Genomic DNA, 20,974 nt, shown 5'->3' on the forward strand with positions numbered 1-20,974 from the left:
CGAGCCCCTTGTCATGGCCGCACGAAGGGCCAGAGCACGAGCCCGACGACCGCGGCCCCCAGGATGACCACGGGCTCGGGCAGCTTCTTGAATCGCATGAGCAGCCCGAGCGAGACAACCAAGAGCACGAGCTTGGGGACCTCAAGCGTCCAGCCGTCGGCGAAGAGCGTGCGTCGCCCGAGCACGATGCATGCCCCGGCAATCGCGCCGATTGCGGCCGCGGTGACGCCGTCCACGAAGGCGACGATGCCGGGCCGCTTCCCGTACCTCTTGAAATAGGGGGCCGGGATGATGGTGAAGAAGTAGCAGGGCAGGAACGTCGCGAGGGCGGCCACGGTAGCACCGAGCAGCCCCGACCACGGGTCGCCTACGCGGCCCGTGACGATGTAGCCGATGAACCCGGTGGTGATGACCACCGGCCCCGGCGTGATCATCGCCACGGCCACCGCGTCCAAGAACTGGTGGTCATCGAGCCAGCCGTACTCCTTCACGACGCCCCCGTAGAGGAACGGCACGATGGCCAGGCCGCTCCCGAAGACGAAGGCCCCGGCCTTGGTGAAGAACAGGGCGATCTGAAGCAAGAGGTCGTTCAGGGGCACGGCGACCGGCGTCGTCATCGCCAGCGGCAGGGCAAAACATCCGGCCGTCGTCGCGGCCGGTGGCCGCAGCCGGGACGGCCGCCACCGGGCCGCGACGACGACCATCCCGGCACCCAGGAAGAAGAGGACGTTCTCCGTCTCGGTGATGATCGTGGCCGCGGCACTCACGAGGTAGAGGGCCCAGAGGAGCCGGTCCGTGCCGAGCGTCTTTCGGGTGAGCTTCACGGCGCTGAGCGTGATGATGGCGATGACGCTCGCCCCGACGCCGTAGAAGACGGCCTGCATCCAATCGAGGCCGCCGAAGCCGAGATAGGCCCACCCGAGGGCGAGGACCATCAGGAACGAGGGCAGGACGAAGGCACCCCCGACGAGGGTCGCCCCGAGGAATCGGTAATGGACGTAACCGAGGTAAATCGCCAGCTGGGCCGCGAGCGGGCCCGGCATGAGCTGGGCGAGGGTGAGCCCCTCCTTGTAGTCGGCCTCGGAAATCCACCGCCGCCGCTCGACCAGGTCGCGGTGCATGTAGCCGACCAAGGCCACGGGCCCGCCGAACCCGAGGGCCCCGAGGCGGAGGATGTACGCCACGAGCTGGCCGAGCGTGTAGGCCGGGGCCGTGCCCGTCGGCGTCTCCGTCGTGGCCTGGACCGGGTCGATCTTCTCAATCGTGCTCATAAGGATGTGCCCTTCCATCTTTTGTAACCATGGTTACAAAATGGCAAAGTAGCGTACCCGGCACCCAAAAGGGAAGGGATCTTCCCCGCCAGTCCCCTCCTGCGGACCGACCCGCTGTCCCGGATCTGGGCTCGTGATCCATGACGGGCCCTTCTCGGACGGTTTGGCGGGGTGCGTCATTTGGGGCAAAAGGCGAAGCGATTCTCGGTGCCGGTCGTTCAATCAATTCTGGGGGCCGACTCGGGAGCGACGACGGGGCGTGGAGATCCACCGGGGGGCGGGGGTCCGGCGCGTCGGGCGCTTCGCCAACGACCCGGATGCCGGGTAAGTCTGCCGGAACTGCGGGCCCGCGCCTCTGGCGAAATGACGCGAACCTGCAAGAGTTGATCGATCGCCAGGACGAGGCCCCCGTCGGGAAGCTCCGAGGCATTCGGGGGCCGGGCGGGGCCGATGGACCGGACATCCATGGCTTCGGGCCGATCTGGACGACATGAGGAGGATGGCCGATGCGTATCGATCGCCGCCGGTTCCTGCGGGCCTCCGCCGCCGGGCCGTGGTTGGCGGCCGGGGCGGGCGTCCCGCGCATCGCGGGCGCGGCCACGAACGACGCCAGGCCGAAAACGATCCTGATGCTGGGGGGGACCGGATTCCTCGGGCCGCACACCGTCGAGGCGGCGTTGCGGCGGGGGCACGAGGTCACGCTCTTCAACCGGGGCCGGACCCGGCCGGGACTCTTCCCCGACCTGGAGCAGCTCCGGGGGGACCGCGACAACGACCTGAAGGCCCTCGAGGGGCGCCGGTGGGACGCGGTCGTGGACACCTCGGCCAACATCCCGCGCTGGGTGAGGTCGGCCGCGGCGGTGCTGGGGCCGAACATCGGGCATTACGTCTACATCTCCTCGATCTCGGCCTATGCCAGCCTCACGAAGCCGGGGACCGACGAGTCGGCCCCCCTGGCGGAGATCGCGGACCCCACGGTCGAGCAGGTCGACGGCGAGACCTTCGGCGCCCTGAAGGCGCTCTCGGAGAAGGCCGCCGAGGAGGCGATGCCGGGCCGGGTCACGGTCGTCCGGCCGGGGCTGATCGCGGGGCCGGACGACCCGAGCGATCGGTTCGCCTACTGGCCGGTGCGCGTCGCCCGCGGGGGGGAGGTGCTGGCGCCGGGCTCGGCCGAGGACCCGGTCCAGCTCATCGACGTGCGCGACCTGGGGGAGTTCCTCGTCACGCTCATCGAGGGCACGACCACGGGCGTCTTCAACGCCCTGGGCCCGGCCGGGGGGCTGACCATGGGGCGGATGCTCGACGCTTGCAAGGAGGCGGCCGGGTCCGATGCCACGTTCACCTTCGTCCCGGCGAGGTTCCTGGCCGAGCAGGGGGTGAGCGCCTGGAGCGACATGCCGGCCTGGGTCCCCGCCGAGGGGGACACGGCCGGGTTCGCCCGGGTGAGCAACGCGAAGGCGATCGGGGTCGGCCTGGGTTTCCGCCCGATCGTCGAGACGGCGCGGGCGACCCTGGAATGGTTCGAGGCCCAGCCCGAGGAGCGTCGGTCGCGGCTGCGCGCCGGGCTGGCGCCTGGGCGCGAGGCGGAGGTTCTCGCCGCGTGGAAGGCCCGCGACGAGCAGGGGTGAGTGCCGGGTACGGGGATCGGGACGGCTCGACGGCGGCTGCCGAGGTCGCCCGCAAGGCCGTGGAGCCGGCGGCCGCGCCGTCCATCCTGCTGATGGAGCGGACGATCGCCGATGCGTCAATCGGTCCAGGAGACGCAGCCCCGAACCGACGGACCCATGAGGCCCTGCCATCATCCAGGAGCCCGCGGCATTTCGTTTATTGCGATTGACGGGGCCCTATGTTATCCTCGATCGTGTCCCACGACACGCCAGGAGGACGCACCCATGCCCCAGCTCTGCAACGGCAACCAGGTCATCACCCCCACCAACGGCGAGGCTTCCCTCGCCAGGGAGACCGGCGCCAAGCTGGCCTCCGTCCTGGAGAGCGACCAGAAGCAGGGCGTCCGCATCACGGTGACCTCCGGCTCCACGACCCAGGAGCTGGCCCTGCCACCTTCGGCCGTGCGCCTGCTGGCCGGCGCCCTCGCCGAGCTGGGCCAGGGCCACTCCGTCGCCCTGACCTCCCTGCAGGCCGAGCTGACCAGCCAGCAGGCGGCCGACCTGCTCAACGTCTCCCGCCCCCACCTGGTCAAGCTCCTCGACGAGGGGGCCATCCCCTGCCGCAAGGTCGGCACCCATCGCCGCGTGCCACTCGCCGACCTGCTCGCCTACAAGGCCGACCACCTGGCCCGGCGGCATGCCGCCCTGGATGAGCTCCAGGCGCTGAGCCAGGACCTCGGGATGGGCTACTGAGCCGTGCCCCTGATCGTCCTCCTCGATGCCTGCGTCCTCTACCCCGCCCCGCTGCGCGACCTGCTCATGCGGCTGGCGACCGCGGACCTGTTCCAGGCCCGCTGGACCGACGAGATCCACGAGGAGTGGATCCGCAACGTCCTGGCCAACCGCCCGGACCTGACGCCGGCGAGCCTGGCCCGCTGCCGCCGGCTGATGGACGAGCACGTCCCCTACTGCCTGGTCACCGGCTACGAGCCGCTGATCCCCGGGCTGGGCCTGCCGGACCCCGACGACCGCCACGTGCTGGCGGCGGCGATCCACGCCGGGGCCGGGCAGATCGTGACTTACAACCTGGGCGACTTCCCCGGGTCGGTGCTGGCTGCCTACGGGGTCGAGGCGATCGGCCCCGATGAGTTCGTCGTCGGGCTGCTGGACGAGTCGTGCGAGGCGGTCCTCGAGGCGGTGCGGCGGCAGCGGGCGGGCCTGCGGAGGCCGCCGAGGACGGCGGCCGAGTACCTGGCCACGCTGGAGCAGTGCCGGCTCGCCGAGACGGTGAACCGGCTGCGGCCGCATTCGTCGGAGATCTAAAGCGGACTCGGCGAGGGTCGCATCCCCTGGGTTCAAGACGACGGATCCGGCATCGGGTGCGCGAATCGCGGGAGGAGACGCAGCCTTCGGCGACTCGTCGGCGGGCGTGTTCGACGCATCCCGTTGCGGGGCCGGCGGATCCACGCCGACCGGCGACGGGTGCGCCCCCGTCGATCCGAGGCCGCTCCGGGCCGCGGACGATCCCCTGGGCAGCCGCGTGGGCGACGAACCCCCTGCGATTTCCGCGGGATCGGGGCCCGATGCGTGGATGGGGGCGGGAGGCGCAGTCGGGGCACGTCACCGGGACCTAGCCCGTGACGACGATCTGGTCGACGAGGGCCGTGTCCTCGCCCCGCTTGCGGTTGGTGCCGTTGATGGAGAGCAGGCGAGGCCTGGCATCGGGGACGGTGAATGCGTCGCTGGTGAACCGGACGAAGCGGCCGTCGGCGGTGCTCGCGGGGGTGAAGTCGCCGATCAGCCTCGGGCCGATGCGGACCTGGAGGGCCTGGCGGTCGACGGTCCCGTCGTCGAGCAGGCGCTGGGCCACCAGGAAGCTGACGGCATACGCCCGGCCCGGCCGGAGGGACACCACCTGCCGGAGATGGCCCCGGTTGCGGATGAAGGCGACCCGGGAGCCGGCCGGCGTGGGGTTGTTCCGGGCGAAGGCGCCGTCCTCCCGGGCGATGCCCGCCGACCGGCCGAACCGCCAGGCGACGGCGCGGCCCCTCGGGGCGACGGCGAGGCCCAGGCGGCCCGAGGGGACCGGGCTCTCGAAGCTCGCGTTCGGGGGCGTCTCGGGGGAGGCGGGCGTCGCCGACGCGTCGATGACGCCGCCCACCCCCGCAGCCCCGCCGCCCGACGCGCCCCCCCTGGAGGCGGTCCTCGAGGCCCTGGTCCGGGCCGACGCCGCCCGCCCCGTCGGCGGGGGCGACAGCGGGGCCCCGCCGCCCGACGAGGCCGAGCTGGCCGGCCGGGCCCGGGGACTGGCCGAGGCCCTGCGGGCCCTGGCGCCGGCGGGGTCCGGCCCCGAGGCCCTGCGGGGGATGGCCGCCGTGCTCGGCTCCCTGCAGGCCGGGCAGCCCGCCGGCGGCCCGGTGCTGCCCCGCACCGTCGGCCGCTCGCTGGAGCGGGCCGGGTTGCACCGGCCGGACTGGCTGTGCGAGCCGTCCCCGACGCCGCAGGCGGGTGCGTCCGGGACGCGCGGTCGTTGGTAAGCGTATTGCGAACCACACTCCTATCCGATTCGGCAGCCATCGTGGCCTCTTGGTGGTCATTCCCACGTGGATCGCATGAGTGCGGTTTACCACCGGGTATCCGACTGGGACCCAGACTCGCCGGGTCCATAGACACGGGTTGCTCTCCCTCATCCCGCCGGATCAGGTCAGCGGCTCGTGTTGGCGTATTCCTACCGAACCCTGGCAGCTACCCTGAGAATGATCACCCTCTGCCGCCGGCCCACCGAGGTGTCTCCACCCCAGCCCGGCGCTACCCGGCAGGCCCCGGGGATTTCTATTGGTTGACCGTGCTTCAGGACCACCCTGTCCCTTCAGGTATTCAGGCAGCCGCTCGGCCCGTTCCTCAATCGGCGGGAGGGAATTGGCATGAACGCGCGATACACTGGCTCATCCGCCTCGCGGCCTTCGGGCTCCGAGTGGTCTGGTCGCAGGAGGGCGACCGCCCTCGCCACGATCTTCTGTCCGACCCTGCTGGCGGGGCACGGCGAACCGCTCGGGGCCGCGATCGAGGCCCCGAGCCGGATCGAGGCCCACGAGCGTCGGGTACACGAGGTGCTGTTCAGCCCCGATGGTGCCCGGATTGCCTCGGCGTCCGAGTCCGAGGTCAAGCTCTGCGAGGTCGGGTCCGGCCGGGAGCTGATGCGGCTGCCTGTGAGGCGGGGCCACCTGGCGTTCCGGCCCGACGGCGCACGCCTGGCCACCTCCGACTCCTCCGGGATGGTCAAGATCTGGGACGCCGCGAGCGGCCAGGATCTCTTCGGCTTCCGGGGCCACGAGGCCAACATCACCAGCCTCACCTTCAGCCCGGACGGCGAGCGGCTCGCCGCGGCCCTGCTCTACGGCGAAGACCGCGTGGCCAAAGTCTGGGATGCGTCCGACGGCCGGGAACTGCTGGCCCTCGAGGGCCACGCCGATCACGTCCGTCACGTCGAGTTCAGCCCCGACGGGTCCCGGCTCCTCACGCAAGACGCGGGCCGTACGGTGAAGGTGTGGGACGCGTCGACGGGTCGGCAGCGGCTCTCGCTGGACGGCCTGGGCCGCGCCGCCTTCGATGCCGACGGCCGGCAGATCATCTCGGCGACCCAGGATGGCCTCGTCACGTTCCGCGACGCGACCACGGGTCGGCCGATCAGGAGCGTCCACCTCGAGGGCCTCTATCGCGGGGTGTTCCTGGACGTTCTCGGGCCCGAGAGCCAGCAAGAGCCCCTGGAGCTCGCGACGTTCAGCCGAGACCGGAAGCTCCTGGCCGGTCGGGTCACCGCGGGGTATCACTCGGCCGCCGTGTGGGAGCTGGAGGATGGGATGACTCGGGTCGGGCTGTCGGTCGATGAGGGCGTCACTTGCGTCGCGTTCAGCCCCAACGGCCGGCACGCCGCCGCGGGCGGCAGCAAGGGAGGCGCTGGCGGCGGCGAGGGTAGCCTCTGGTCCTGGGACCTGGATGGGGCGCGGCTGGCTCTCGTCCTCGACGGGGCGGAACGGGCCGTGGCCTTCGATCCCGAGGGGAATCGAATCGCCGTCAAAGTCTCCGACCGGCGCGGTCGCGGCCAGGTCGCCATCCGCGACGCGACGACCGGCCGGGTCGAGCGGGTGATCCAGGCCGATCCCGGCTTCGTCAACGCCGTGGCCTTCAGCCCCGACGGCAACCAGCTCGCGACGCTCGGCAGCGAGGGGGTCGCGCTCTGGGATGCCGCCGAAGGCCGACGGCTCCGGACCTGGCCCGGGAAATTCAACGAAACCCTCGCCTTTCGGCCCGATGGTCAGCAATTGGTCGCGTCCAGCCTCGGCCTGATCACGGCCTGGGACCCGGCCACCGGACAGGAACAATTCAATGTCGTCGCATTTCCGCTTCTCCGGCGGTTCAATCGGGTCGCCTACAGCCCCGATGGCACGTGGCTTGCCGTGGGCACCCAGGAAGGGATCGAGCTCTTGGACACCGCCCGCGGCGAGTGGCAGCGGACGATCCCCGTCCCGCGCAGTGACCTCCTGGGAGTCGAAAACTTCGCCTTCAGCCCCGACGGCGAGCGGATCGCCGCGAACAGCAACGGGGAAGAGATCGTCGTCCTGGACGTGGACTCCGGCCGGGTCGAGTTGACCTTCCCCGTCTCCCAGGGTGGCGCCCTGGCATACAGCCCGGATGGCCGCTGGATCGCGTCGGCATCGTCCGGAGCCGTCCGGATCTTCGACTCCGCGACCGGCCAGCAATGGCTGGCGCTCCTGCCTCACGCATTCCTCTGGGACCTGGCGTTCAGCCCCGACGGCCGGCGGCTGGCGGCAGCCGAGGAATCCGGCAAGGTGAAGATCTGGGAACTGGACCTCGAGGAGTGAGGGCCATCCTGGAACCTGACCCCATGCTGGGCGTCAGTCCTGGTCGTTCCCGATGGATTGGAACCCATGGGCGACGATGAACTCGCGGGCCCCGACGGATCTTCCGATGTGGTTACCGTCGTCATCGTAGGCATCGACGCTCCAGTCGGCGCGCAAGCCGGGGACGAGGGCCTCGCTCAGGAGACTCAGCTGGTTGCGTGGCAACGGTTCCAGGATGCCGAGGCAAACGCGCGGGTCGGTCAGGTCGGCGGGCCCTCCGTACCCCATGCTGCCGCGGCCGTGGAGGGTCGAGAAATTGAGCCCGTAGCGGACCGGGCGGCCGACCTCCAGGTGATCCCAGCGGAAGAACTCCTCGCGGAGATCGACTGAGGCCCCCGGCTTCGGGCTGCGTAGGACGATCTCCTCAAGGAGCCGGAGCCGGATCGGCGGCAGCGCGACGGTGCCGTCGCGGACCTCCAGCGCCCGTGGCCAGAAATCGAGGTGTGCAGGGTGTGCCATCTCGATCTTCAGCAGGCTGCAGAAGCGGGCCAGGGCCTCGTGGGCTGACTCGTCTTCGGGATGGATGTAGCGGCAGTGGCCGGTGGTGAGGCTCACGCAGTAACGGCCAGGGGCGACGCCCACCCGCGCGGCCCGCCGCCCGTCGCTGACTGAACGGTGCGCAAAGAAGGTCAAGTTCCCCCGATCTCCAACCCGGCCTGAGCGAAGAAGGCTCGGACCAGATGTGACTTCTGGCGTAGGCGTCCGACGGCGAGGTGGAACTGCTCGTGCAACTCCTCCAGGTCTCGACATACGAGATTTCGCATCTCCACGTTCTTCAGGTGATGCCAGCCCCCCTCGTCCCACGGGTTGAGGTCAGGGGCGTACCCCGGAAGCGCTTCCAGCCAGACCCGGCCGCCCGTGCCCGACACGAAGTCCTTGACCGCAGCACGACGGTGGATGGGCGAGCCGTCCCCGATCACCAGCAGCCGCTCCCCCGCGACGCGGAGCAGGTGGATCAGGAACTCGACGCTGTGCAGCCCATTCAGCGACTCCTGCCGCACCAGCGTGTAGACCTTGCCTGTGGGCGTCAGCCCGCCCATGACGGACAGGTGGTCGCGCGTCACCTTCTCGCGGAGCACCGGCGTCAGCCCCTCGGGGGCGTAGGTCCGGACCAGGCCCGGCAGCAGGTAGAACCCCGCCTCGTCCACGAGGACCGGCACTCGACGCTCGCGTCTCGCCCGCCGTCGCAGTGCCGGCCAGCTCTCGTCCCGCCAGCGGCGGATGGCCTCCTCATCTCGCTGGATCGCTCGCCGGATCGGCACCTGGGGCGTCCAGCCCAACTCGCTGAGCAACCGCCCGACGTGGGCCTTGTGGTAGCGGACGCCGAACTCCTCCTCGATGACGAGGGCGATTCGGGCACGGGTCCAGACCTGGCCGCGGAAGCCGTAGGCCTCCTGCCCATGCCAGAGGAACTCGGGGATCAGCCGCTTCTGGACGCCCGAGAGCTTGGACGGATGGCCGGGCGCGGGGTGCGAGCGCAGCGCCTCTCGGCCGCCGTGTCGGGCACGGGCGAGCCAGCGGCTGATCGTCTCCTCGGAGGCGTCCAGGGCCTCAGCGATGACGCGCTGGCGCCCGCCCTGTTGCTTCAGGTCCAACGCCCGCAACCTCCGCCACTCACGCCAATCATGAGGGATGAAGTTCGAGGCTTCCATCCCCTGATTCTACCGGAACGAAAACTTGACCGCCTTTGCGCACCGGTCAGGAACTCGACGTCCCGGCCGAGCTGGCCAGCGGAGTGGCGATGGGCCTCGTTCCTGGAAAGGAGCGTCTTGGCCCGATCCGGTGGGATCTCGGCGTCGACCAGACGCAGCGTGAAAGACTGGCTGATCGGGTCGGGGATCGTGACCCCTTCGAGCCGCACGAGGACGCCGCCCTGGAGCGGGTCGGGGGCGTCTGGGTCCAGGGCGCAGATCGCCCCGACGATGATCGGCAGGAGCTGGAGGTTGCCCTCGTCGTCGAAGCGGGAGTCGTCACCTGTCCGGGGGTCGTCGGGGTCCTCGGCCTCCTCGGCGTAGAACGGGAAGACGGGGCGGACAAGTTCGTAGGCGTCGCGGTAGGCGGTCAGGGCGTCGTCGGGCCGGCCGGCGGCCTCCAGCTCGGTGCCGAGGACGTAGGCGGCCTTGCCGCGGTCGAGCGGGTGGAGGTCGGGGTCGGCCGCCTCGGCGCGGAGCGTCTCGATCGTACCCTCGGGCAGGACCATCTCCCAGGGCAACGGGCCCTCGTGGCGACCGTAATCGAGCGGCGCCCCGCGGAGCTTCCGCTCGATGCTCGCGAGGGCCTGCTCGGCCTCCTCCCGCTTCGCGGGGGTACCGGATGGGCCATCGAGGAACAGGCGGATCCGGTCAGATGCCAGTTGCAGGACAGGCCGATCCACGTCGCTCACGTCGGCGACTTCGTCGCCCTTCTCGGGATCGTAGATCGTACCGGTGCCGATGCCGCTGGCGCGGTTCATCAGGATCCGCGCGATCAACTCGTCGTGGCGGCCGAAGGAGAGGTCGGGGGCCTGCTCGGCGGCGATCATGGCGACCTCCAGGGCGGCAGCCACGTCGTCGACCTCCCCGACGCAACGGGCGAGGCGTGCGAGGAGTTCAGGGCGGGCGTCGCCGCCGGATCGCTTGATGTCCTCGGTGTAGAACCGGGCGGCCAAGGCGTGGTCGCCGTGCTCGTGGTGCTCGTCGCCGGCGGCGACCAGCGTGCGGGCTTCGTCGGTCGACGTGGTCGCGGAGGGAGGGGTCGTCGGGCCGGGCATGAAGGCGGCCCAGGAGCCGAGGATCGCCGCGGTCAGAGAGACGGCGACGGCCGGCGTCTTCCAGTGACGGCGGGTGAGGCTCCAAGACCGCAGCAGCGGGCCCGGGCGGCGGGCCAGCGACGGCAGGCCGGTCTCGAAGCGGCGGAGGTCTCCCAGGAACGCGGCGGAGCCGTAGCGACGGGCGGGGTCCTTGGCCATCGCCTTCAGGCAGATCGTCTCCAGGTCGCGGGGAATGCGACGATCGATGCGACGGAGCGGCGTCGGCTCGGCGTCCAGGATGCGGGCGAGGACGCGGGCCGGGGTGTCGTTGCCGTAGGGGGGACGGCCGGCGAGCATCTCGTAGAGCACGGCGCCGAGGGCGTGGACGTCGGTGGCCTCGCCAATGAGGTCGGCCTGGCCGAGGGCCTGCTCGGGGGCCATGTAGGCGGGGGTCCCCATCAGCTCGCCGGTGCCGGTCAGCCCGGCGGAGCCGGCGAGGTCGCGGGCGAGGCCGAAGTCGGTGACGCAGGCCCGGCCGTCGCGGTCGGCGAGGATGTTGCCCGGCTTGAGGTCGCGGTGGATCAGGCCCTGCTCGTGGGCGTGTCTCACCGCCTCGGCGGCTTGCCAGATCAGGGCAACGGCCCGGCCGGGCTGGAGCCTGCCCTCGCGGGCCAGCAGGGCTGTCAGAGGCTCGCCGTCGACGAAGTCCATCGTGAAGTAGGGCTCGCCGCGGGCGTCGCGCCCGACCTCGTGGACCGCGACGATGTGCGGGTGCCGAAGGCGGGCCAGATGGCGGGCCTCCTCCAGGAAGCGGCGGATTGCCGGACCAGCAGCCGGTTGGCCGCCCCGGAGGACCTTCACGGCGACCTCCCGGCCCAGCGACTTCTGCCACGCCAGGTAGACGACCCCCATGCCGCCCCGGCCCAGTTCACGCCGGATTTCATAGTCGTCGGGCAACTCAGGGGGCCGTCGGTCGTTGCTGTGCTGTGAGTCGTGCTCGGCCGTCGAGGCACCGTGGGGGATGGTCTCGTCGAGGTCGTCGCGGACGGAGGAGTTGGGGGCGCCAGCATCGACTCCAATGGAACCTGACCGGCCCCGAACCTGTCGACGCCGCTCGCCGTCGTGGGTTCGGTCATCCATCACGATCCCCTCCCCCGTCTGCTGGGGCCCGCGTCGGACTCCGTCTCTGTAGGATATCCACCGGGGCCGGGGAATGCGATTGAAACCCCGCTCCGATCACCGGCTACGCCACGCCCTTTCGGGGAGCATGCATCGGCCTGCGGGTAGCCCCCGGAAGCCCGCCGGGAACCGCTCAGGCCGTCGCGGCTCCGGCGGGGCGTGAAGCCGTGGATGCGTCACGGATGTCTCCATCAAGCAGACGCCATGTTGAGGCGATGAGCGACGCGGGGGGGGGCTCGCCCGTCCGGGCCGCCGCTCGAGTCAAACCGGACCTCGCTCCCTCGTCATCGCGCCATCGGATGATCGGAATCGGTCGCATACCAGAGCGTGATCGACCCGTCCCGACATCCTGCGGCCAGGATCGTCCCGTCGGGGGAGAACCGCACATGGGTCACGACGTCCGGGAGCTCCTCGAAGACGAACCGGACGTGGCGGAGGACCGGGTCCCAGAGCTTGACGAGCCCTTCCGCGGACCCGGTCGCGAGCGTCCCGTCGGGTCCGAGCGCCACCGAGGTGATGCGGTGCCGCTCGTCATCCTCGAAGACGGCCGATCCGGTCGTCTCGCCGGCCCAATCAATAAGGGTGACTCTACTTGATCCGTTACATGCTGCGATGAACGTGCCGTCGCTCGAGAATGCGGCAGAGTCGGGCGCCAGGATCGTCCCCATGTCGAAAGCATCGCTCGTCTCTGGCAGGCCCCGGATGGCCTTGTCTTTCCAGTCGCGCGTCGGTGCGGAGATGGGATGCAGGATGAGGAGGTTCCCCACCGCCGTCTGATAGGCAATCCTGGACTCGTCTCGTGAGAACGCAATCGCGTTCGCAGGAAGTGGGTTCGTGCCCTGGCTGACTCCATAGATGAGGTGCCCATTCGACGCATCGTAGAGAGCCAGCTGCGTCCCCCTCGCCGGCGACGGGCTGATCGTTGAGACTGCCAGGAATCGACCCCGAGGGGAAAACTTCATGAATCGAGTCGTGCCCTTCAGGTGTCGGACCCCTCGCAACGCCTCCCCGGGGCCGGCCAGGACGAGCTCCCCTTCGGCATCGAGGAGGGCGATCAAGTCGCCCTGCGGCGCGAAGAGGGTCAGGGGACGCCCGGGCGATGCGTCGCCTCCCGCACTCGATACCTTCCCCTGCGTCCCGGGACCACGCGTCTCGATCGGCCGTCCCGTCGACGTGTCCCAGAGCGTCGCCGTGCTGTCGATCGCGGCGGTCGACAACAGTGTGCCGTCTGCCGAGAACGCCATCGACCAGACGGCATCGGCGTGGCCGGCAAGCCGACGAGTCGCGTCCGGTCCGGGGTCGATCCTCCAGAGCTTCACCGTCCCGTCCCGGCTCGACGTCGCGAGGAGGGATCCGCTCGGGGAGAAGGCCATGTCGTCAATCCACGACGAGTGGCCCTCCAGCGTGCCCACGTCCCGGGCGCCGGCGATGTCCCAGAGCCTCACGGTGTGGTCCGAGCCTCCGACCGCCAGCATCCCGCCGTCCGGCGAGAAGGCGACCGGCCCCGACCAGTCCGCACCGAGATCGGCGATCAGATCGCCGATCGACGGGTCCAGGATGAGGAGCGATCGCTTCAGGACCGCCAGCATCCCTCCATCACGGGAGAACGTCAACGTGTCGCGATGCACCGACGTGCGGCCGAGTTGCGATGTGCGGAACTCGACCCGATTCACATTCACCAGGTTCCCGTTCTCCGCATAGCGATGAACATCCGATTCGCCACTTAGCCCCTCGGGTTGGTACTCACCCGCGTCGTCGAAATCGGTCGAATACCAGTTGTCATCAAGGACGCTCGATGGCCCCGCCGGGATGGCCCAGAGCCGATCCCGATCCGGGATGCTCAGCGCCGTGATGGCGTCGGCGTCTTCGATGAGTAAACGCCCCCCATCCGGGGCGAAGATCAGCTTCTTCAAGGGCGGAGTCGGGACGTCGATGGTCCAGACCTCACGCCCCGTGCTCGCCTCCCACAGCGTGATGGTCCATGCGAGGCCCGACTGGGTCTTGGATGTCCCTCGTCTGTGTCCCGTCGCCAGGTAATCGCCGTCGGGAGATGCGTCGAGGAACAGCCAGCCTTCCGGCCGGATCTCGCTCAGGCGGGCCCTCGCCCCCGTGTCCCATATCTCGATTCGATCGTCAGCTGCCCTGATCCAGATCTTCCCCCCGGCGACGAAGAGCGATGCCCTCTGCCTTGACGTTGTCGTGGAGACCTCGAGCAGTTCGATCCGTTTCGCATGATGAGACCCGAAGCCCCAGACGAGCCGCCTGGTCTCTTGCCCGATGACGAGCGTCTCGACGTCCTGAGAGAAGGCAAGGTGGCGAATCTGCTCGTATGCGGCCCTCCGGGTCGAGGCCAGCTTGCGTCCGGTGCGGACCTCCCAGACGGAGACTTCGTCATGGCCCGCCGTTGCTAGCAATCGCCCGTCGGGCGAGAATGCGACGACCTCGGAACGATCGGGAGGTCTCCGCGAAGACTCCTCCGCCTCGGGGTCGAGGACCAGGGTCCGCAACTCCCGGAGGCACCCCCCGCGGAGGAAGTACCACTCGAAGCCGCGCAGGTCCGTTTCCCCTTCACGCGGGCGGAATCGATCGAGGATCCGGACCAATCCCGTCTTCCCCTCGCGCCTCATCGCGCCGGCCAGCTGCATCTGGGATGCGTAGTACAGGCGGCCCACTCGGTCGCGTTCGACCTCGAGCGCTTCTCGACGTCGGTCCAGGCAGATGGAGACCGCCGTCGAGCCGACGGAGATGATGATGAGGAGCAGGACCGTGACGGCGATCGAGCCCGCCGCAATCGGGTTACGCCGGCACCATCGCCAGAGGCGCTCCCCATTGCCGATGGGATGGGCCTCGATCGGCTCCCCTCGCAGCCACCGCTCCAGATCCTCCGCCAACGCCTCCGCCGAGCCGTACCTTCGGTACGGGTCCTTCTCCAGGGACTTCAGGGCGATCGTCTCCAGGTCGTGGTCGATCCCCGGATCGAGTGCCCGCGGCCGGGGTGGCTCCTGCTCGACGACCTTCCTCAGGGTCTCCATCACCGAGTCGCCTCGGAACGGCGGCCGGCCGGTCAGGAGCGCGAAGAGGACCGCTCCCAGGCTGTAGATGTCGACCGCCGTTGTCAGCTCCTTCGCCCGACCGGCAGCCTGCTCCGGCGCCATGTACTCGGGCGTGCCCATGATGGCGCCGGACTGGGTCAGGCCGCCGTCGGCCTCGATCCGCTTGGCCAGTCCGAAGTCGGCGACGTGCGGCTGGCCCTCGGCGTCGACCAGGATGTTGGCCGGCTTCAGATCGCGGTGCAGGATGCCCCGCCGGTGGGCCGCATCGATGGCGCGGGCGACCGTGGCCATCAGCCTTGCCACCTCGCGATGGTCGCCGCGAAGCTCCGGCAGTCGTCGGCTCAGGCTGCCGTGATCGTAGAGCCTCATGCTGTAGTAGTGCTGGCCCTGGTGCTCGCCGACCTCGTAGATCGGGACGATGTTGGGATGATCCAGGTGAGCGGCCGCCTCGGCCTCGACGCGGAACCGGCGGATCTCGGACTCCGAGGCGAACCCCGCCGAGCGGATGACCTTCAGGGCCACCGGCCGGTCCAGGCTGAGTTGCCTGGCCCTGTAGATCACCCCCATGCCGCCTCGGGCGATTTCGCCCAGGATCTCGTAGTCGCCGAAACGGCGGAGCTGGATGCCCGGCCCGGAGGGCTCGCGGCGCCCATCGGGCCCGACGGTGGACGGCTCGGAATCACGAGGCCATTCTCGGGTCGGACCTGCCGCGTCCCCGGCGGTATCGGGGGCCGTCCGGCGCCTTGCTCCTGCGCTCATCGCCTCGGCGTCTGGCCCCGATGAGCCGCCGTCGAGGCCGATCCGGAGCAAGCATTCGGGGCAGAGCCCCACAGGGGCATCGGCGGACAGGAGCTGGCCGCAGCCCGGGCAGGACAGGGCGTCGCTCATCGGTGGGCCTCCGTGGCGAGAGGGGCTCCACCCACTACCAGAAGCAACGGGCGGGAAACCATGTAACGGTCTAACCATCCCCGTTTCGAGGCAGAACGAAATTGGATCGACGGTTTCGCTTCACCGGCACTGCTCAGTCCTTCGGGCCCGCCGGAGGCAATTCATCGCCGGCCTCGCGCGCGGGCCTGAGCGTCAACGAGACGGCGCCGGAGAAAGTCTTCGTCTCCCCGCCCTCCCGCACCTCGCCCGATACGTCGATGGTCCAGTCCCCCGAGACCCACTGCCGGGCCCGCAAGTCGTAGGCCTGTACGCCCTCGACCTCGTAGGCGACCTCCGCGGGCAGGGGCTCCACGTCCTCTCCCGGGGCCACGGGAGCCAACTGCCCCGAGACTCGGACCCGGGCCGGAATCTCGCTAGGAACGTCGCCGGCCCCCTCCCCGGCGATCTTCTCGAAGTTCAAGGTGCCGCGGGCCAGTTTCCCCTTCGCGAGCGGCAGGGCGACCTCGGCATCCCAGCGCCGCTCCTGGCGGGGGAAGGCGACGTGGAAAGCAGTCGCGGTCTCGACGAGCCTGAGGTCGGCGATCGGGCCGATGACCGCCAAGTCCAGCCGCTCGGTCGGTCGCCCGTCGTGGTCGTGCAGGATCAGCAGGGCGGGCCGGCCGAACGACTCCAGTTGCAGGCGGACCAGCGGCCCCGCCTCGCCGCGGGTGATCTCGTGCCTCCGCCCGTCGGCGTGGACCTCGACCAGCCCGACGCGACTCATGCGGAGCGACGTGACCGGGGCCCCCTCCAACTCCGCCTCAAACGACAGGATCGAGACCGTGAGGCTCCGGCCCTTCCGCTCCGCGCGATGACGGATCTCCATCCGGCCGTCGAGTCGCTCCGGCTCGTCCGCGCCCTCGGCCCGCGCCTCGCTCTTGAAGACGACCTCCGTCACGTAGCAACGCCCCTCGTCTTCCGCGTGGGCGAGTCCACCGATCCCAAGGGATCCGACGACGCAGAGGGCGACGAGGCCCGATGCCCGGCATGCGGCCTGCAGCGACATGGCGACCTCCCGGATAGATGGCACCTCAATTGCCGACCCGAGACGCCCCCACGCGACCGATCCGGGGCGGTGACCGTCATGCGAAGGGCGCCCAGATCCCCTTGGCGTGGGCGATGGGGGGGCTGCCGTCCCACGGGGCCGGTTTGTGAGGATATCGCGCGATCGGCTGGGCGTCCAAGTCCGGACCGCGGCCATCTCCGATCAGGACGCGGCCTTGCGTCGCGCGTCCGGATGGGCCGCGAACCAGGCGTCGGGCAACAGCTCCGCGAGCCGGGCCGCCGGGTGGGTCGGCAGCCGCTCCAGGACCTCCCGGAGATAAGCGAAGGGGTCGGCCCCGAGCCGCTTGCAACTCCCCGCGAAGCTGTAGAGGGTCGCCGCCGTCCGACCGCCCCGGTCACTCCCGACAAACAAGTAGTTCTTCCTACCGATCGCTTGAGCACGCAGACTCCGTTCCGCGAGGTTGTTGTCGATGCTCAGCTCGCCGTCACGGGTGTAGGTCTGCAGATCCGGCCACTGGTTCCGGGCGTAGGCGATGGCCTGGCCCAACGGGCTCTTCGGCAGCACCTGCCGGGACTGCTCGTCCAACCAGGCCCCGAACGCCGCCAGGATCGGCACCGCGTCCCGCTGCCGGATCGCCTGACGCTCCTCGGCCGGCATCTCGCGGCAGTCCGTCTCGATCCGATAGAGCCGGCGGATCCGGGCCAATGCCTCATGGGCCAGGATGGGGGCCGTGGTCCGGCATTCGTAGAACTTGCGGCGGACGTGTGCCCAGCACGCGACGCGAATCACGTCTGGCCCGGCACAGATCCGGTCGTAGCCGGTGAAGGCATCGGCCTGGAGGTAGCCCCGGAAGTCCGACAGGAACCGCTCCGGTCCGTCGCGGGTGCGTCGGTGAGTGAAGTCGTAGACGCAGAACGGGTTTCGGGCGCCGCCGAGGTAGACCCAGAATCGCCCGGTCCGCGTCGCCGGCAGGGTCGGGTCCCAGACCGGCACGGTCGTGTCGTCGGTCCAGATCACCTTCGAGGCCCGGACCCGCTCGATCATCACGGCGTAGAGCGGCCGGAGCAACTCGGCCGCCCGGGCCATCCAGCCGCAGAGCGTGGCCCGCGAGAGGGTCACGCCGTGGCGGGCGAGGATGTCCTCCTGGCGGTACAACGGCAGGTGCTCGCCGTACTTGCTGGTGATCACCTGGGCCAGCAGGCCCGGCCCGGGCAGCCCCTTCTCGATCGGTTGCGGCGGCTTGGCCGCGATCGCCACGTGCTCCTGGCACGAACCACAAGCATATTTGAGGCGGACGAACTGGCGGACGAACAGCGAGGCCGGCACGAACTCCAGCTGCTCGCTGACCTCCTCGCCGAAGGGCATCCGGATCCGGCCACAGTCGGGGCAGTCCCGCTCCGGCTCCGACAGTTCGAGGACGATCCGCTCGCGGGGCAGGTGCTCAGGCAAACTCTGGCGACCACGCCGCCGCCAGGTGCGGGCGGGCGTCCCCCGCTCCTCGGGCACCGGCTCGGCGGGCTGCGACCCGGCGTCCTCCTCGGCCGTGTCGTCAGCGAACAGCCGGAGCTGGTCCGGGTTGAGCCGCTCGCTGCGGGGGCCGTACTGCCGACGGAGCAGCTGCCCGACCTGGTGCTCCAGCTGCTCGATCCGTCGCTGGGCCTCCCGGATGGTGGCAGCCTGCTGGCGGATCAGCTCGTGGCAGGTGGCCAGGTCGTCGGGGAGTGGGGCGTCGACCTCGCTCATGAATCAATTATAAGCGCAAGCAACCGACCGGCGAGGCCCCGGCCGCCGAATTCCTGGCGGACGGGGTGTCATGCCGGCTGGCGGACGTAGCGGGGTCGCCGCCGGACACGGTTGAGGTCGACCCCTTCCAGGACCATCAGCAGGTCGGCGGCCATGACCGGGACGCTCGTCGCCTCGGCCTCGCTCGGGATGGGGAACCGGAAGGTCCCCTTCTCCAGCCGTCGATACCAGAGGGCGAACCCGTCGCCGGCCCAGTAGAGGATCTTCAGCCGGTCGCCGCGTCGATTGCGGAAGACGAACAGGTGGCCGCTGAACGGGTCCTCGGCGAGGACGCACTGGACCTGGTGCGCGAGTCCGTCGAACCCTTTTCTCATGTCGGCCGGCTCCCGGGCCAGCAGGATGCGGACCGAGGGGGGCAGGCTCAGCATCGGTGGGCCTCCAGCACCGAGAGGACCGCGTCGAGCGTCGGAGGATCGAAGCCGCGGTTGACCCGGACCGTCGGACCTTCGGGTAGCACGATCTCGATCGGCACCCGCTCGAGAACCGGCTCGGGGGCATCCTGCACGACCCGCACCGGCAGGAAGGCGGAGCGGACGACCAGGTCGGTGGAAGGGCCGGGAACCTGGTCTACTCCGTCGGTCGTGGCCTGGCGATCGCGCCGTGCCAATTCCTGCCGCCACCAGCGGAAGGAATGGGGCGTCAGGCCCTCGCGGCGGCAGAAGGCGGCAATGGAGAGGCCAGAGCGAGCGTGCTCGGCCATCGTCCGCCGCCAGGCTCGCTCCCTGGATGGATCGCGTGGCTTGCCGGTTCGTCGGGCCATGGGGCATCTCCTCGGGGAGACGGTTGTTCTCCCCGAGATGATATCAGGCCCCGCAAGATGTCCTTGGTAAGACGCTTACTTCCCTTCGAACTTCGCCTGAGCGCCCGGCTTTTGCGCCTCCGACACGAGCTCGGCCACAAAGGTAGTGCCGACGGGCGTAAACCTCAGCCAAAAATAAGTGTAACCGACCCCGGGGCGATACACCTGAAGTGCGCCATACCGATTCGGGCCGATGCGCGCTTTGAAGGCCTCGATGTCAGCCATCGTTAGCAGCGGAGCATACTGGTATCCGTCCCACCCGCCGTGCAGGACGTCGCCCGGAAGCAGCAGCCCGTGGGCGGGATAGCCCGGCTGGGTGTAATTCACGCGCAGCCCGCCGGCCGCGGCGGGACCCTGCCCGGGGGCCGGGCCCACAAACGGGGTCACGCTCGCGCCAAGCTGGAGACCGGAGGGGGGGACTTGAGCCTTCGCAGTCTGGGCGGCCGCGGCGAACGCAAGCAGGGCGCCGAACAGCGTTGCCACAATAGTTGCCTTCTTCACGGGAAACTCCTTCTGAGAGAGGGTGGGGTCTTCGGGACTTGCAGGCCACGTGATCTGCTCCCCACCATCACCTACCCGGAGTGTGACGACCCTTGAGCCATCCCACCACCGACGCGACACGGCAGAATGGGGAAGATGATTGCCGTGGGAGACATGGGCAGGCTCAGCCGAACCGGTGTGTGGACTTCGTCCATCCCGCCCTGTCACACCTCTAGTAAGAAGGGTAGACGAGGCCCCCAACTCCCCGATGAGGACGGTTCGGATGATCCCTCGCCAGGCCGGTGACGAGTTGCCCAGTCTTCAAGACGGTTCAAGTTCCCAACAAGGCGACGCAGAAGACCTTGGCCCGGGTGCGTCGGAGGTCCGCTTGAGCAGGATGCAGACCCGTTGGACGCTGTTTCGCCAGGCTCATGGGGACGACGCCGAGGCGTGCCGGGCACGAGAGACGTTGTTACGGGATTACTACGGAGCGGTCTACAAATACCTTCTCGGTGCTACTCGCGATCCCGACTCAGCCAAGGAGCTGAGCCAGACGTTTGCCATCCGTTTTATCGAAGGCCGCTTCCGACGCGCAAACCCCAGTCGCGGTCGGTTTCGCGACTACTTGAAGACATCCCTGTTCCACATGTTGCGTGACGCACGCAACGAGCAGAAGCACTGGCAACACCTGCCCACACCCGAAGCCCTCCCAGACCCATCCGAGACCGGCTTTGACGAAGCTTGGAGAGCGGGCGTAAAGGAACGTGCCTGGGACTCTTTGGCGCGGGAAGAACGCTCCTCGGCCGCCTTGGAGGAAGCCTGGAAGGCCCTCGAAGCCGACAAGCCGGCTTACCACGGTGTGCTTGAGCTGCTCCGTGTCGATCCTACCCTCCGCGCACCCCAGATCGTGGAGCGGCTTTCGACACAACGAGGAATCCACGTCAAGGAGGATTGGGTTCGTCAAGCGAAGAAGAGGGCCTGGGCCTCATTCGCCGACCATCTGATCGACGAAGTCGCAAGCACGCTCGAAAGCGGCGATCTTGACGTTCTGGAGGAGGAACTGATCGATCTGGACCTCCTCAAGTACTGTCAATCTGCTTTGAAAAAGCGAAGACGCTAGCGGGCGTAGGCTACGTGTATCGAGAATCCAAGAATCTTCTGTCTGAGGAGCCATGGGTTCGGCTGAGTAACGTGTCCTC

At 69.5% G+C, this 20,974-nt stretch carries 17 protein-coding genes; 6 read left to right on the forward strand and 11 right to left on the reverse strand.

Features of this window, described 5'->3' with window-relative positions:
• Nucleotides 1-11: 11 nt before the first annotated feature.
• Nucleotides 12-1,271 (reverse strand): chromate transporter, encoded by a 1,260-nt coding sequence (locus ElP_RS36040; RefSeq protein WP_145279661.1) that lies wholly within the window; start codon nucleotides 1,269-1,271, stop codon nucleotides 12-14.
• A gap of 506 nt (nucleotides 1,272-1,777) precedes the next feature.
• On the opposite strand from ElP_RS36040, the gene ElP_RS36045 reads away from it, so the two are divergent.
• The 3 genes from ElP_RS36045 to ElP_RS36055 all read left to right on the forward strand — a co-directional run bounded on the left by ElP_RS36045 (nucleotide 1,778) and on the right by ElP_RS36055 (nucleotide 4,201).
• Nucleotides 1,778-2,899 (forward strand): NAD-dependent epimerase/dehydratase family protein, encoded by a 1,122-nt coding sequence (locus ElP_RS36045; protein ID WP_145279662.1) that lies wholly within the window; start codon nucleotides 1,778-1,780, stop codon nucleotides 2,897-2,899.
• A gap of 264 nt (nucleotides 2,900-3,163) precedes the next feature.
• Nucleotides 3,164-3,631 (forward strand): helix-turn-helix domain-containing protein, encoded by a 468-nt coding sequence (locus tag ElP_RS36050; protein WP_197447197.1) that lies wholly within the window; start codon nucleotides 3,164-3,166, stop codon nucleotides 3,629-3,631.
• Nucleotides 3,632-3,634: 3 nt separating this feature from the next.
• Entirely contained in the window at nucleotides 3,635-4,201 is a 567-nt protein-coding gene (locus tag ElP_RS36055) for a PIN domain-containing protein (RefSeq protein ID WP_145279664.1), read from the forward strand.
• Nucleotides 4,202-4,508: 307 nt separating this feature from the next.
• Here ElP_RS36055 and ElP_RS36060 read toward each other — a convergent pair whose 3' ends face one another.
• On the reverse strand, nucleotides 4,509-5,039 hold the full coding sequence (locus tag ElP_RS36060) for a hypothetical protein (RefSeq protein ID WP_145279665.1): 531 nt from the start codon (nucleotides 5,037-5,039) through the stop codon (nucleotides 4,509-4,511).
• Between ElP_RS36060 and ElP_RS36065 the strand changes: the two genes are divergently transcribed.
• A complete protein-coding gene (locus ElP_RS36065; RefSeq protein WP_145279666.1) occupies nucleotides 5,026-5,415 on the forward strand; it encodes a hypothetical protein in 390 nt (129 codons plus the stop codon). The two genes, ElP_RS36060 and ElP_RS36065, sit on opposite strands and share 14 nt — an antisense overlap.
• Before the next feature lie 387 nt (nucleotides 5,416-5,802).
• Complete coding sequence (locus ElP_RS36070) at nucleotides 5,803-7,761, forward strand: WD40 repeat domain-containing protein (RefSeq protein WP_145279667.1); 1,959 nt, start codon at nucleotides 5,803-5,805, stop codon at nucleotides 7,759-7,761.
• Between the two features lie 33 nt (nucleotides 7,762-7,794).
• Here the strand turns inward: ElP_RS36070 and ElP_RS36075 are convergent, their stop codons facing one another.
• The 9 genes from ElP_RS36075 to ElP_RS36115 form a co-directional block, all read right to left on the reverse strand.
• A complete protein-coding gene (locus ElP_RS36075) occupies nucleotides 7,795-8,433 on the reverse strand; it encodes a hypothetical protein (RefSeq protein WP_145279668.1) in 639 nt (212 codons plus the stop codon).
• Complete coding sequence (locus tag ElP_RS36080) at nucleotides 8,430-9,395, reverse strand: IS630 family transposase (RefSeq protein WP_197447185.1); 966 nt, start codon at nucleotides 9,393-9,395, stop codon at nucleotides 8,430-8,432. Before ElP_RS36080 ends, ElP_RS36075 begins: the two co-directional genes overlap by 4 nt.
• The gene (locus tag ElP_RS36085; protein WP_145279669.1) at nucleotides 9,386-11,668 is read right to left on the reverse strand and encodes a serine/threonine-protein kinase; all 2,283 of its coding nucleotides are present in this window, start codon (nucleotides 11,666-11,668) and stop codon (nucleotides 9,386-9,388) included. Before ElP_RS36085 ends, ElP_RS36080 begins: the two co-directional genes overlap by 10 nt.
• A 323-nt stretch (nucleotides 11,669-11,991) precedes the next feature.
• Nucleotides 11,992-15,648: a WD40 repeat domain-containing serine/threonine protein kinase gene (locus ElP_RS36090; protein WP_231749921.1), complete on the reverse strand. Its 3,657-nt coding sequence runs from the start codon at nucleotides 15,646-15,648 to the stop codon at nucleotides 11,992-11,994.
• Between the two features lie 133 nt (nucleotides 15,649-15,781).
• Nucleotides 15,782-16,693: a hypothetical protein gene (locus tag ElP_RS36095; RefSeq protein ID WP_145279671.1), complete on the reverse strand. Its 912-nt coding sequence runs from the start codon at nucleotides 16,691-16,693 to the stop codon at nucleotides 15,782-15,784.
• A gap of 201 nt (nucleotides 16,694-16,894) precedes the next feature.
• Nucleotides 16,895-18,436 carry an IS66 family transposase gene (gene tnpC, locus ElP_RS36100; RefSeq protein ID WP_231749922.1) on the reverse strand — a complete coding sequence of 514 codons (1,542 nt, stop codon included), beginning with the start codon at nucleotides 18,434-18,436 and terminating at the stop codon, nucleotides 16,895-16,897.
• 68 nt (nucleotides 18,437-18,504) lie between these two features.
• Complete coding sequence (gene tnpB / locus ElP_RS36105; protein ID WP_145279672.1) at nucleotides 18,505-18,864, reverse strand: IS66 family insertion sequence element accessory protein TnpB; 360 nt, start codon at nucleotides 18,862-18,864, stop codon at nucleotides 18,505-18,507.
• Nucleotides 18,858-19,256: an IS66 family insertion sequence element accessory protein TnpA gene (gene tnpA / locus ElP_RS36110; protein WP_231749923.1), complete on the reverse strand. Its 399-nt coding sequence runs from the start codon at nucleotides 19,254-19,256 to the stop codon at nucleotides 18,858-18,860. Before tnpA ends, tnpB begins: the two co-directional genes overlap by 7 nt.
• A 75-nt stretch (nucleotides 19,257-19,331) precedes the next feature.
• Nucleotides 19,332-19,796, reverse strand: coding sequence for a hypothetical protein (locus tag ElP_RS36115; protein ID WP_145279673.1), 465 nt, complete (start codon nucleotides 19,794-19,796; stop codon nucleotides 19,332-19,334).
• Between the two features lie 367 nt (nucleotides 19,797-20,163).
• Here ElP_RS36115 and ElP_RS36120 point away from each other — a divergent pair, with 367 nt between their 5' ends.
• Nucleotides 20,164-20,895 (forward strand): hypothetical protein, encoded by a 732-nt coding sequence (locus ElP_RS36120; protein WP_145279674.1) that lies wholly within the window; start codon nucleotides 20,164-20,166, stop codon nucleotides 20,893-20,895.
• Nucleotides 20,896-20,974: the final 79 nt, after the last annotated feature.

Origin of the sequence: Tautonia plasticadhaerens (assembly GCF_007752535.1) — a bacterium.
Taxonomy (GTDB): domain Bacteria; phylum Planctomycetota; class Planctomycetia; order Isosphaerales; family Isosphaeraceae; genus Tautonia; species Tautonia plasticadhaerens.